This window comes from Litorilinea aerophila, assembly GCF_006569185.2.
Lineage (GTDB): Bacteria > Chloroflexota > Anaerolineae > Caldilineales > Caldilineaceae > Litorilinea > Litorilinea aerophila.
Genome location: NZ_VIGC02000004.1, coordinates 120,592 through 133,517 on the forward strand (window position 1 = coordinate 120,592; position 12,926 = coordinate 133,517).

Sequence of the window (12,926 nt, forward strand, 5' to 3'; positions counted from 1 at the left end):
GACTCCGGACTTCGGACCCCGGACTCTGGACTCCTGACCGCCTTTTTTACAGGGGCCGCACCCGCAGCGCCCAGGTGGCTTCCTGGGGCGGGTTCACCGCGCGCAGGATGACCCGGGTCAGGTGATCTCCCCAGATGCCGCCCAGGCGTTCGTCGTGGATGGGGATGGTCTCCAGCTCCACCTGGAAATCGTCGGCCCCGTAGTGGACCTGCGCCGCACCGGCCATGCGGCCCTCGGGCAGGGGCGCCGGGGTCAGGTGGAGGACGCCGGGCGACGGCTGTTCCACCTGACAGGGGGTCACCAGGCTCAGGGTGATCTCCCCGGCCGGCGCGGTCAGCCGGTAGCCGTCCTGGATGACCACCTCCCGCCCCCGGTGCAGGGTGACCGTCCGCGCCCAGCGCTCCAGCTTGGCCTCGGGGGGGTAGGCCCCGGCGATGTCCAGGTGCAGGCTCGCCTGCGCTTCGTCCACGCTGTAGTGGACATCCCGCGCGGCGAAGTCCCGGCCCGGCGCCTGCATGACGCCGTCGATGGTGGGCAGGGTGTGGTAGGCCGACTGCATGGTCCAGATGGTGTAGCGTTCGGCGCTGAAGGTCTTGGCAGTGTAGGTTTCCACGCCGGCGTCCACGATGACGGGCCGGCCCTCCACGTAGACGATGGCGTTGCCCACGTCGTTGTGGTTGTGGCTTTCCTCGTTGTGGCCGCCCTTGGCAGCGACGAACAGGCCGGCGGGGGATCGGGCCTGATCCCGGGCCACCATCACCTGAATTTCCGGGAGCCAGACGTCTCGGGGCAGGGGTGGGTAGGCGCGCCCCGAGCGCTCCTGCTCCTGGAGTTCTTCGGCCAGGAAGAGGGCCGGCAGGCGGCGGCCCATGCTGGTGGGCACGTGCTCTTTCGGCTCCCGGAGCTGGCTGAAGGCGGCCCATTCCCGCGCCGCCCGCCAGGCGCCCAGGGCCATCATCTCCGGGTCGCCGATGCGCTGGCCGTACCGATAGATCAGGGCGCCATCTGGATACACCAGCGCGGGGGCGTCGGCGAAGTTGATGTAGTAGTCGTCCGCGATCTGAACCCGGTAGATGAAGCGGCCGATCTCCTGGATGAGGGGTTCGTCGTAGACGTGGATTTCACCGTCGGTGGCGCTGTGCAACAGCTCCAGGCAGTCGAAGAGGGATGCGCCGGCTCGCCCCCAGTAGCTGGGCCCCTCGTCGCAGCCGCCGTCCCGGGGGTAGGGATCGATGAATTTGTCCAGGCTGCGCAGGATCTTGGCCACGGCTGCCAGGCGGCGCGCCGGATCTGCCTCCAGCAGCAAGGTACAGGTAAGCCAGTTGGAGTTCACCCACGGGTTCCAGTTGTTGACCCGGCGCTGGCCGAAACCCATCCACCAGAAGTCGTCCCGCTCCAGGCAGGGGGTGAGGATGCGCTGTTGCACTTCCCGCTGGATGCGCTGGTTGATCAGAGGCGAGATGCTGTCCAGTTGGGGGCCCAGCAGGTAGCTACACCAGGCCAGGAGCGCGCCGGTCTCCGCGGCGAAGAGATCCACCGTGGGTTCGGCCGTGTCGGGCAGGCCAACCCCCGCCCGCTGCATGCGCACGTGCGCGGGGACGCCCCAGTAGGATTCTTCACAGATAGCCCAGATGCCGTTGACAATGTCGTCCAGGAAGCGGCCTTTGCCTTCCAGACACTCGGCCACCACCAGGTTGCCCAGGGCGCCCCGGCGGGCGAAGTGTTGCCGTTCGTAGTTGCGCCGGTTGCCGATGCGGACATACTCCAGGAAGAGGGTGGCGGGCAGGGCGGGCCATGTATGGTTGAGCAACGCCTCGCCCAGGCGGATGTTCTGGGCGCGCACCGGGTCGGGCAGGGCCTCCCAGGCGCCCCGCTGGGATGCGGTGGGGTAAGGGTGCCAGCGGTCCCGGGGGATCAGGGCGGCCGCCAGCCGGGCTTCTGGATAACGTTCAGCTAACATGCGGTGAAAGATGCCTTTCCAGGTTGGCTCATCTACCCCAAATGTGCGCTACCCATCCCGGTTTCGCAGGGAACCAGGCAGGTTGGTACACATTGGGGAGATGCGCCTCCAGATTTTACGGTTTTACAGGTAGTAACGTTCCCGGCTGCGCATCTCCTCCCACTCTTCCCGGGCGGCGCGCACCGAGTCCATCTCGCTCACCTCCGCCACCGGCACGTCCCACCAGCTCTCATAGCCGGGCACGGAGACGTAGCGGTCGTTCTGCACGTAGATGACCGTGGTGCGGTCTATCTCCCTGGCCTTGCCCAGGGCCGCCACCACGTCGTCGTAGCTCTGGCACTCGATCACGTGGGCGCCCAGGCTGCGGGCGTTCATGGCCAGATCCACGGGCAGATCCGCCACCGCCTCGCCGGCTTCGTCCGAGGGCAGGCCGCCGTCCTTGGGATAGGCATAGCGGGTGCCGAAGCCCTGGGAGCCCAGGGAGCGGCTCAGGGAGCCGATGCTCTTGAAGCCCCGGTTGTCCATGAGGACGATGGTCAGTTTATACCCTTCCTGGATGGATGTGATAATTTCGTTGGCCAGCATCAGGTAGCTGCCGTCGCCCACCAGCACGTAGACCTCCCGTTCGGGGTCGGCCATCTTGATGCCCAGGCCGCCCGCGATTTCATAGCCCATGCAGCTATAGCCGTACTCCAGGTGGTATTGCTTGGGGTGGCGGGCCCGCCAGAGCTTGTGCAGGTCGCCGGGGAGGCTGCCCGCGGCGCAGACCATCACCGCGTCCGGGTCGCCGTGCTCGTTGACCGCGCCGATGAGCTCTCCCTGGCTGGGAAGGGGCTGGTTGCGGATGGCGTAGATGCGGTCCACCTCGGCCTCCCAGCGGTCGTGGAGCTCCTGGGCCCGGGCCCGGTAGGCGTCGTCCACCCGGTAGCCCTGGAGCAACTGGGCCAGCTCCTCCAGGGTGACCCGGGCGTCGCCTACCAGGGGCAGGGCGCTGTGCTTGTAGGCATCGAACTCGGCCACGTTGATGTTGATGAAGCGCACGTCCGGGTGTTGGAACTGGGTCTTGCTGGCCGTGGTGAAGTCGCTGTAGCGGGTGCCGATGCCGATGACCAGGTCGGCCTCCTTGGCCAGGATGTTGGCGGCCAGGGTGCCGGTGACGCCGATGGCGCCCAGGCAGAGGGGATGGTCGTAGCGCAGGCTGCCCTTGCCGGCCATGGTCTCGCCCACGGGGATGCCCGTCTGGTCCACAAACTGGCGCAGGGTTTCGGTAGCCTCGCTGTAGATGACGCCCCCGCCGGCGATGATGAGGGGCTGTTTCGCCGCCCGGATCCACTCGGCGGCCCGCTGTAGGGATGCGGTGTCCGGCCGGTTGCGGGGGATATGCCAGACCCGCTTCTCGAAGAGGGCGGCCGGGAAGTCGAAGGCCTCGGCCTGGACGTCCTGGGGCAGGGAGAGGGTGACCGCGCCGGTCTCGGCCGGGCTGGTGAGGACCCGCATGGCTTCGGGCAGGGCGGTGATGATCTGCTCGGGCCGGTTGATGCGGTCCCAGTAGCGGCTCACCGGTTTGAAGCAGTCGTTGACCGAGATGTCCTGGGTGTGCTCCGATTCCAACTGCTGGAGCACGGGGGCCACGTTGCGGCGGGCAAAGATGTCCCCCGGCAGCAGGAGCACCGGCAGCCGGTTGATGGTGGCGGTGGCCGCGCCGGTGACCATGTTGGTGGCGCCCGGCCCGATGGAGCTGGTGCAGGCCAGGGTGCGCAGCCGGTTGCTGTGCTTGGCAAAGGCGGCGGCGGTGTGGACCATGGCCTGCTCGTTGCGGGTCTGGTAGTAGCGGAAGTCGGGATACTGCTGCAGGGCCTGGCCGATGCCCGCCACGTTGCCGTGGCCGAAGATGCCAAAACAGCCGGCAAAGAAGGGCCGTTCCACGCCGTCACGGGCCGTGTACTGGACTTTCAAAAAGCGGACAATGGCCTGGGCTGTGGTCAGGCGGATGGTTTGTGCACTCATGGAATCCTTCCTCAACAACTTGGCTGTGGAAAGCCAGGGCCTGGTTGGACTGGGCGTTTCCCGGTCTGCTTAGCGGGCCCTGGGTGGACGATCTTTTTGTTCCGTGCCTTCCTGGAAAAGCTCTTCCCCCTCTTCCAGGGCATGGGCAATGGCTTGCTCCATGCTGCTCAACTCCTGGTCCTCCTGGAAGGCATCCTGGGCGGAGAGGGCAGCCAGTTCGTGGCTGAGTTCATCCAGTTCATCCGCGCCGGACATCATGCGCACCATCTCCTCGCGGCTGAGCTCCGCTTTGGTGAAGACGCCCACTGTCCGCCCCCGTTTGAGGATGGTGAAGCGGTCGCCCACCGCGTAGGCGTGGTGGGGGTTGTGGGTGATGAAGATCACCCCCAGGCCCCGGCTCCGCGCCTGGGCGATGTAGCGGAGCACCGTGCCCGCCTGCTTGACCCCCAGGGCCGCGGTGGGCTCGTCCAGGATCAGGACCTTGGCGCCGAAGTAGACTGCCCGCGCGATGGCCACCGACTGGCGTTCACCGCCCGACAGCGTGCCCACCGGCTGGGAGGGATCCCGGATGTCGATGCCCATTTTGTGCAGCTCTTCCCGGGCCACCCGGTTGGCGAAGCCCATGTCCAGGCGGCGGAAGGGGCCCCACCCCCGGGTCGGTTCCGAGCCCAGGAAGAAGTTGCGGGTGATGCTCATGAGGGGGATCATGGCCAGATCCTGGTAGACCGTGGCGATGCCCCGGTCCAGCGCGTCCCGGGGCGAGTCGAAGTTCACAGGCTGGCCTTCCACCAGGTACTGGCCCTCATCCGGCTTGTGGACGCCGGACAGGATCTTGATCAGGGTGGATTTGCCTGCGCCGTTGTCGCCCAGGAGGCACATGACTTCGCCGCTGTAGACCTGCATGGAGACATCGTTGAGGGCGATGACGTTGCCGAAGAATTTGGAGACGTGGCGGACTTCCAGCAGGGGGATCCGGTTGCTGTTTGCCTGGCTGTTCATCGTCTGGCTTTCTCCGCTGCCTGCCGTACGTAATTGTTCACCAGCACCGCAATGATGAGCATGGTGCCCAAAAAAACGTTGAACCAGTCGGCATCCACGCCGGCAAAGACAATGCCCTGTTTCACCATGCCGAAGATGAGCGCGCCCAGCATGGCGCCGATGGCCGAGCCATAACCGCCCGTGAGCAGGGTGCCGCCAATCACCGCGGCGATGATGGCGATGAATTCCTGTTGTTCTCCCCGCAACGTATCCGCCGACTTGACTACCGTGATCTGGATGGCGGCCACCAGCCAGGCTGCAAAGGCGGTGGTCATGAAGAGGCCGATTTTGAGCTTATCCACCGGCACACCCACGTTGCGGGCTGCTTCCGGCGCCCCGCCCGCGCCGAAGATCCAGTTGCCCACCCGGGTGCGCAGCAGGACCCACGTGGCCAGCGCGCCCACCAGCAACCACCAGAGGATGGAGGCGCGAAAGCGAGCCCCCCCCACCATCAGCTCGCCAGCGAAGAGCACCCGCATCAGCTCGTAGCCGTCCACCCTGTCCAGGCCGCCGATCTGGGTGCGACCGGTGATCATGCGGGTGAAGGCAATGGTCAGCCCTCGAATGATAAAGAGGCTGCCCAAGGTGATGATAAAGGAGGGCAACTTGGTCCGGATCACCAGGTAGCCGTTGATGAACCCGACACCCAGGGCAATGACCAGGGCAACCAGCGCGGCCAGGTAGAGGGGGATCCCCTGGGTGGTGCTGAGGATGGCCATGGTGGCGCCGGCCAGGCCGATCATGGAGCCGACAGAGAGGTCGAACTCGCCGCCGATCATGAGCAGGGCCACCGCCACGGCCAGGATGCCCAGGTGAGAGGCCACCTCCAGGTAGCTGGCCGTGCCCCGCAGGCTCAGGAAGCCCGTGGGCGCCGTGATGGCGAAGAAGATCCAGACCAGGATGGCGCCGCCCAGGGCGCCCAGCTCCGGCCGGGTGAGCAGCCGCCGCAGCAGGCCGGACTCCACCAGCCGTTCGTCCCGGCTGCCCGGTGCAGCCGTTGTGGTCGTGGTCATCAGGTTCCTCCGTAAAACCTCCAACGTTTCCGTGTCGGGGGTGGCCAGGGGTGATGGGGGAATTCGGTGATTGGGGATTGGGGAGGAAGTTGGCAAGATCGTTCACCTTGTTGCCAATCCCCCACTCCCCGAATCCCCCAATCCCCTACTCCTCAGCGGGTGCCGGCCGCCGAAAGCTCGATCACCTGGGCTGCCGTCTCCTGGGTGACGAAGCCCGGTCCGGTCATGATGACATCGTTGGCCACGGTGTTCAGGTTTTCCTTGTAGAGGGTGAGCAGGACGATGGGCAGGTACCCCTGCAGATACTGCTGCTGGTCGATGGCGAAGAGCATGTTGCCATCCCGGATCGCCTCCAGCACCTCCGGCGACAGGTCGAAGGTGGCCAGCTTGATCTGGCCCAGGAGCCCGGCCTCTTCCAACGCGGCCAGGGCCGGTGCTGCGCCCGTGGGCCCCAGGGTCAGGATGCTGTCCACGTCGGGGTTGGCCGTCAGGGCCGCGGCGATGCGCTGCTGGGCATCCACCGGGTCGGCCAGCTCCACCGCCAGCACTTCCACCGTGCCGCCGGCCTCGGCCATGGCGTCGGCAAAGCCCTGGCAACGCAGGTCCAGGGCCACGTTGCCCACCTCCTGGTTGACGCAGAGGGCATGGGTGGCGCCGGCCGCGGCCATGCGCTGGCCACCGCCGTAGCCCGCCTCATACTCGGTCTGGCCCACGTGGTTGAGCACGCCCAGCTCCTTGGCCACGTCGCTGCCGGAGTTCATGGAGATGACCGGGATGCCGGCCTCCACGGCGGCCCGGATGGAATCGCCCAGCGCATCGGGGTCAGGGATGGAGACCACCAGGCCGTCGGGCTTGGAGGCCACCGCCGCGTCAATGAGCTGGGCCATGGCCACCATGTCGAAGGTCTGGGGGGCCTGGTATTCCACCTGGACCCGCATGTCCCGGGCCGCCTGGTCTACGCCGTTCTTCACCACGGACCAGAACGGGTCCGAGGCCTGCCCATGGCTGACCACCACGATGCGGATGTCCCGCATGTCCTGTTGCTGGGCCGGTGCCGGAGCCTCTGCCGTGGAGACCGGTGCCGGCGCCGCGCCGAAGCAGGCGGCCACGACCATGCCGATAAACATGGCTGCCACGAGTCCCAATGCATACATCTTGCCTGTCCACTTCATTGGGTTCCTCCTTTTGGTGATGAAAGATAGGATTGTTGGAACTTTGACCGCCGAGGGCCCAGGGCGCCGTGCTGGATCGCGGTTTCTCTGCGCCCTTCGGCGGTTGAAAGCGCCGGCCGGCCTTAATCCAGGCCGCCGCGCTCGGCCACAAACGCCATCACCTCCTCGTAGGTGGGCATGAAGTTGGCGCAGCCGTGCTTGGTGACCACGATGGCCCCGCAGGCGTTGCCCAGGCGGGCCGCCTTGTACCAATCCCACCCGTTCACGTAGCCGTAGAGGAAGCCGGCGCCGAAGGCGTCGCCCGCGCCCAGGATGTTGTAGATCTCCACCGGGTAGCCCGGCGCGTCGATGGTCTCGCCACTGGCCAGGTGGATCCGCGCCCCTTTGGCGCCGATCTTCTCCACCACGGCCTTGGGGCCGGCGGCCAGCATGCGCTCGATGGCCCGTTCCACGTCGCCCTCCACCCGGGTATCCGAAACCTGGGAATGGGTCAGGCGCATCTGGGCCGGGTCGGTGAGCATGGTGGCGTTGATCTCATCTTCCGTGCCGATGACCACGTCCACCAGGGGGAGTACCGAGCGCACCACCACGCCGAAGGCCCGGGGATCGTGCCACTGGTCCGGCCGGAAGTCGATGTCGAAAATCACATGGGTGCCGGCCTGGCGGGCCAGCTCCGCGGCGAACATGGTGGCGCTGCGGCTGGGCTCCTTGCTCAGGTTGGTGCCGGCGAACTGGAAGACCTTGCTGTCGGCCACCGGTGCCGCCAGCACGTCGTCGATGGTCAGCTCGATGTCGGCGCAGTTGTCCCGGTAGTAGACCAGGGGAAATTTGTCTGGCGGTTCGATGCCCAGCACCACCGCGCTGGTGCGGTGACCTGGCTTGCGGGGGCTGAACTTCGTTTCAACGCCCTCCTTGCGCAGGAAGTGCAGGATGAAATCGCCCACCGGATCTTCGCCCAGGCCGGTGAGCAGGGCTGTCTTCAGGCCCAGGCGGCGGGCGCCGACGCTGATGTTGGTGGGCGAGCCGCCCACGTAGGCGGCAAAGCTCTTGATCTCCTCAAAGGGCGCGCCCACGTCGTTGCTGTAGAGGTCGATGGACGAACGGCCCATGTGCAGGGAGTCATAGGTGCGGGAGGAGGCATCGTTCATGGTCAGTTATCCTTGTTAGTACAGCGGTAACCGCGGATCCACCGTCTTGTAGGTCTCCTTCACCCACGCGTAGCGGGGATCGTCCTGGTTGGCCAGGCTCTGGGCGCTGCCGGCCAGGACGTTCAGGTAGTAGGTGGTGTAGCCCGGCGCGCTGACCACCGGGTGGTAGCCTTCCGGAACCAGCACCACGCAGTTTTCGGTAGGGCGCACCAACGCGTCGATGGGGTAGCCGGCCTGGTGGAGGGGGGAGTTCTCGTCGGTGTAGACCCGCTGGTAGGCGTAGCCCTCGGGCCGGTCGAATTTGTAGAAGTAGATCTCCTCCAGATCGGCCTCGATCAGGTTCCCTGCTTCATCCTCGATGTGGACATCGTGTTTGTGGCCGGGGTAGCTGCTCCAGTTGCCGCTGGGGGTGTAGACCTCCACCAGCACCAGCCGATGGACCGGGGAGCCGGGCGGCAGCAGGTCGTTGATCTGGCGGCTCACGTTGTCGCCGCCCCGGATGGAGATGGCCACGTCCTCGGGGCGGATCAGCCAGGGGTCGTGGTCCTGGTCGGTGGGCACCCAGGCCACGGCAAATTCGCCGCCTTCTTCAGCAGTCACGGTGAACGTGGTGTGGCGGGGCAGGTAGAGGGCGTGGGCGGCCCCGGTAAAGACGTTGGCGCGGCCGCCGATGCCGTGCCACTCGCCCCGGTTGGAGGTGACCGTGTAGCGGCCGCTCAGGTTGACGAAGGCCAGCTCGTGCTCGCCCGTCTGGAAGGACCACTGCTGGCCCGTTGCCAGCCGCCGGGCCTGGAACGAAATGTACTCCCAGCCGGCCCGCTCTGGGGTCACTTCGACGATCAGATCGGGGTCATCGGCCCGGGGGGATGGGCAGATCAGGATATTTTCTGCGGTGTATTGAATGGCCATGGTGATTGGCGACTCCCTTTCCAGGTTTCAGGGAATGGATAATGGAAAATTGAGAATGGAAAATGGTTAAGTGTGTTCATGGTCAGACGCGACTCAACTGGACCGGCGCACCACCAGCTGGCCTATCAGCGTCCGCACCTGGCGGGGCGGGTGGGGGTTGGTCTGGCCCAGCAGGCTGAGCATGACCTGCATGGCTTCGACGCCCAGCTGGTGGCGGGGCTGGTGGAAGGTGGTCAGCGGGGGCTCCAGGTAAGCGGCCACGTCGATGTCGTCGAAGCCGGTGATGGCCACGTCGTCGGGAATGCGCAGGCCGCAACGGCGCAGTACGGCCATGGCGCCGATGGCCATGGTGTCGTTATAGCAGCAGATGGCATCCGGTGGTGCGCCCCACCGTTCCCGGGCAGCCGGCAACAGCGCTTCCGCTGCCTGGACCCCGCCCGCCAGCCGGCCGTTGGGGCCGTAGATGGCCAGCCCTGGCGCCAAACCGGCGGCCCGCAGGGAATCTTCCCAGGCCCGGTGGCGGTCGGTGTTGGCTTTGCCGGCCCGGGCGTTGCCCAGGTAGGCGATGCGGCGGTAGCCCCGCTCCAGCAGGTGGGCCATGAGCTGACAGCCGCCGGCGTAGTCATCATGGTGTACGGCATGGAAATGGCTGCCGGCCACGTGGGAATTGATGAGAACAATGGGGATGCCCGTTTCCTGGAGGAGATCGGCGTAGTCGTCGCCCACCCGGCTGGAGGAGACGATGATGCCGTCCACCTGGCGTCCCTGGAAGCTGCGCACCACTTCCTTTTCCCGCTCGGCGTTGACGCCGGTGCTGGCCACAAAGATGTCGTAGCCGTGACGGATGGCCTCCTCTTCCACCCCCTGGACCACTTCGTTGTGGAAGGGGTCGGCAAAGGTGGTGATGACCAGACCGATGAGGTGGCTGCGTTGGGTGACCAGGCCGCGCGCCACCAGGCTGGGCGTGTAGCCCATCTCCTGGGCCAGTTCCAGGATGCGCTGGCGGGTTTCGTCGCTCATGCGGCCTTCCCCGCGCAGGGCCCGGCTGACCGTGGGGTGGCTGACGCCTGCCGCCTCGGCGATATCTTTGATGGAGACGCGCTTCTGGGGCATGGGTCTATCTTCCGGGTGACACAACCAGGGATGGACGCCTGGCCTTTTGCCGGGCAGTTGGAAGGGTTATCGCGTTGGGAGCTGCATTGGGAATGCACAAACGTGTGCTCATTTTTAGTATAGCACAGGGGCGGGGGGCGTGTCAAGGGGGATAAAGTTGGCCAATTCACTAACTTTTATGAAACGGGGAAACGCTTTTCGTTGCGGTCCATTTTGGCCTGGACCGCGGCGGCCACGTCGATCTGGGCGCTGTTGGCGAAGCTGAGGCAGTAGATGATCACGTCCGCCAGCTCGTCGGCAATGGCTGCCCGCTGGACTGGATCGGCCACCAGGTCGCCGGCCGCGTCCACGTCGCACCACTGGAAATGTTCCATGAGCTCGGCCGCTTCGATGGCAATGCTCATGGCCAGATTTTTAGGGGTGTGAAAGCCGTCCCAATGGCGGGCTTCCACAAATTGTTGCACCCGCGTGCGCAGTTCCTGCAGGGTTGTCTCTGCATCCATGGTTTGCTTCTTCCGCGATGGTCAGGTGCGAGCCGTGAGCCGTTCCCGCCGCTGCTGTCGTTCCCGACGGATCTGTTCGCTGAGGGAGACGGCCGGCCCGCCCCGCATGACGTTGATGATTTCGGCCATGATGCAGACCGCGATCTCCGCGGGCGTCTGCGCGCCGATGTCCAGGCCGATGGGGGCGTAGACCCGGTCGAACTTTTCCGGCGGGATGCCTTGTTCGCTTTCCAGCAGTTGGAAGACCGCCCGGATGCGTCGCTGGCTGCCGATCATGCCGATGTAGGCCAGGGGGTCGTCCAGCACCTCCACCAGGCAGTCCACGTCGTGTTGATGTCCCCGGGTCACCAGCACGATGTAGGTATGCTCGTCCAGCATCCCCTGTTCCCGCAGCTTGCGCAGTTCGGGGCGGAAGGGGCCGGCGATGACCTGGTCCGCGGTGGGGAAGCGGGCGGGGTGGGCGTATTGGGGCCGGTCGTCCAGCACCGTGACCTGGAAGTCACAGAGTTTGCCCATGGCGGCCAGGGGCACCGCGATGTGGCCGGCGCCCACGATGAGCAGGTGGGGCGGCTGGGCCTGGACTTCGGCAAAGATCTGGACGCTCCCCTCGGCGTCCCGATAGCGCAGATGCCGATGCTGGCGAGCGGCCAGGGCCTGGCGGGCATCCGCGTACACCTGGTCGGCCAGCTCGCCCAGGCCCAGGTCTCCCACCACCCCACGGGCCGGGTCACTCCAGAGGAGGCAGTGGCGACCGACCGCGTCGGCATAGCGTCCCTCGCCGTGGGTCACACTGAGCAGGACGACAGACTCGTGGTGGCGCAGGGCGTTCAGCAGCGCCTGCAAGATCGGTTGGTTCATGATGCAACGGGTGGTATCAGTTGGCCGCGGATGGGGCGGCTTCGGTGGTGGATACGTCGCCAGTCTGCGGACGCCAGGGCTCGACAAAGACGTTCATGATGCCGCCGCAGACACCCAGGCTGTTCATGGAGATCTCCTCGGTCAGGTCCACCTGGACGTTGCGGGGCTGGCCGTCCTGGATCACATCCAGCCCGACCCGGATGACGTCGGCCTCACCACAGCCGCCGCCGATGGTGCCCACATGCTGGCCGTAGGGGTGGATGATCATTTTGGCGCCGACCTCCCGGGGTACGGAACCCTTGACGTCGGTGATGGTGGCCACGGCGACGGTCAGGCCCTGGTCCAGTAGCTGCTGTAAATGTTGATAAATGGTGGCAGATGCCATACCTGCTCTACTCCCATGCCATGCTCAATCATCGTGGATGAAGTGGAGGATCCACAGATCTGGCGTTATCTGCGTCATCTGTGGCTGCAAACCATCTGTGGATCTCTTTTATCTTGTATCTTGCTTCAGTATACCACGACCTCCCGACCCCGCTGTGTCAGGGCGTTCCCATTTTCCGACCCTGGGATTTTCGGAGCTGCTCCTGCAGCGTCTGGTACTCGTCCGGTGTGTCCATGTCCCGCAGGATGGCGTCGCTTTCCACCGGGACGTAGACGATGTCCTGCCGGCGGCGCATGAGGGCCCGCAGGGTCTCCTCCGGTCCCAGGGCCAGCAGCTCCGGCCAGAGGACGGCGGGCAGGTAGAAGGGATGCCCTCGGCGCATGGCGTAGCTGGGCACCACCGGCTGATGGGGCGTCCGTTGGGCCTGTTCCACCACGGCCCGGATGATGTCCACCGGGATGTGGGGCTGATCGCCCAGGGCCAGCAGGGTCCCGGCCAGGGGCTCTCCTTGCTCCAACAGGTGGCGCACGCCGGCCTGGTAGGAGCTGAGCATTTCGCCCTGGCGATACTCTTCATTGTGGACCAGGTGGGCTGGCGTGTTGGCCAGGGCCTGGGCCACCTCCTCCCGGCGATGGCCCAGGACACAGACCACCGGTTCCGCGCCGGCGGCGGCCAGGTTTTGGACCACCGCCGCGATCACCGTGGTCTCTCCCCACGGCAGAAGCTGCTTGAGCTGGCCCATGCGTTGGCTGCGCCCCGCGGCCGCCACCACAGCCGCCACCCGGATGGGCGGATGGGACGATCTCATGGCAGCCACCTC

The 12,926-nt window shown here is 66.1% G+C and carries 12 protein-coding genes; all 12 read right to left on the minus strand.

Annotated elements, in window-relative coordinates; genetic code table 11:
• Positions 1-46 precede the first annotated feature (46 nt).
• The gene (locus FKZ61_RS03985; RefSeq protein ID WP_141608783.1) at positions 47-1,960 is read right to left on the minus strand and encodes a heparinase II/III domain-containing protein; all 1,914 of its coding nucleotides are present in this window, start codon (positions 1,958-1,960) and stop codon (positions 47-49) included.
• Between the two features lie 123 nt (positions 1,961-2,083).
• Positions 2,084-3,967 (minus strand): 3D-(3,5/4)-trihydroxycyclohexane-1,2-dione acylhydrolase (decyclizing), encoded by a 1,884-nt coding sequence (gene iolD, locus FKZ61_RS03990; RefSeq protein ID WP_141608784.1) that lies wholly within the window; start codon positions 3,965-3,967, stop codon positions 2,084-2,086.
• Between the two features lie 69 nt (positions 3,968-4,036).
• Complete coding sequence (locus FKZ61_RS03995; RefSeq protein WP_141608785.1) at positions 4,037-4,966, minus strand: ATP-binding cassette domain-containing protein; 930 nt, start codon at positions 4,964-4,966, stop codon at positions 4,037-4,039.
• Positions 4,963-6,018 (minus strand): ABC transporter permease, encoded by a 1,056-nt coding sequence (locus FKZ61_RS04000; protein ID WP_211358395.1) that lies wholly within the window; start codon positions 6,016-6,018, stop codon positions 4,963-4,965. Before FKZ61_RS04000 ends, FKZ61_RS03995 begins: the two co-directional genes overlap by 4 nt.
• Before the next feature lie 152 nt (positions 6,019-6,170).
• Entirely contained in the window at positions 6,171-7,190 is a 1,020-nt protein-coding gene (locus FKZ61_RS04005; protein ID WP_141608786.1) for a sugar ABC transporter substrate-binding protein, read from the minus strand.
• A 122-nt stretch (positions 7,191-7,312) separates the two neighbouring features.
• The gene (gene iolC / locus FKZ61_RS04010; RefSeq protein ID WP_141608787.1) at positions 7,313-8,338 is read right to left on the minus strand and encodes a 5-dehydro-2-deoxygluconokinase; all 1,026 of its coding nucleotides are present in this window, start codon (positions 8,336-8,338) and stop codon (positions 7,313-7,315) included.
• A 15-nt stretch (positions 8,339-8,353) separates the two neighbouring features.
• A complete protein-coding gene (iolB, locus tag FKZ61_RS04015) occupies positions 8,354-9,247 on the minus strand; it encodes a 5-deoxy-glucuronate isomerase (RefSeq protein ID WP_141608788.1) in 894 nt (297 codons plus the stop codon).
• A gap of 93 nt (positions 9,248-9,340) precedes the next feature.
• A complete protein-coding gene (locus tag FKZ61_RS04020) occupies positions 9,341-10,360 on the minus strand; it encodes a LacI family DNA-binding transcriptional regulator (RefSeq protein WP_141608789.1) in 1,020 nt (339 codons plus the stop codon).
• Between the two features lie 176 nt (positions 10,361-10,536).
• Positions 10,537-10,863, minus strand: a complete 327-nt coding sequence (locus tag FKZ61_RS04025; protein WP_141608790.1) for a nucleotide pyrophosphohydrolase — start codon at positions 10,861-10,863, stop codon at positions 10,537-10,539.
• A gap of 21 nt (positions 10,864-10,884) precedes the next feature.
• The gene (locus tag FKZ61_RS04030) at positions 10,885-11,721 is read right to left on the minus strand and encodes an XdhC family protein (protein WP_141608791.1); all 837 of its coding nucleotides are present in this window, start codon (positions 11,719-11,721) and stop codon (positions 10,885-10,887) included.
• Between the two features lie 16 nt (positions 11,722-11,737).
• Entirely contained in the window at positions 11,738-12,106 is a 369-nt protein-coding gene (locus tag FKZ61_RS04035) for an XdhC family protein (protein WP_141608792.1), read from the minus strand.
• A gap of 157 nt (positions 12,107-12,263) precedes the next feature.
• Entirely contained in the window at positions 12,264-12,914 is a 651-nt protein-coding gene (locus tag FKZ61_RS04040; protein ID WP_141608793.1) for a nucleotidyltransferase family protein, read from the minus strand.
• Between the last annotated feature and the right edge of the window lie 12 nt (positions 12,915-12,926).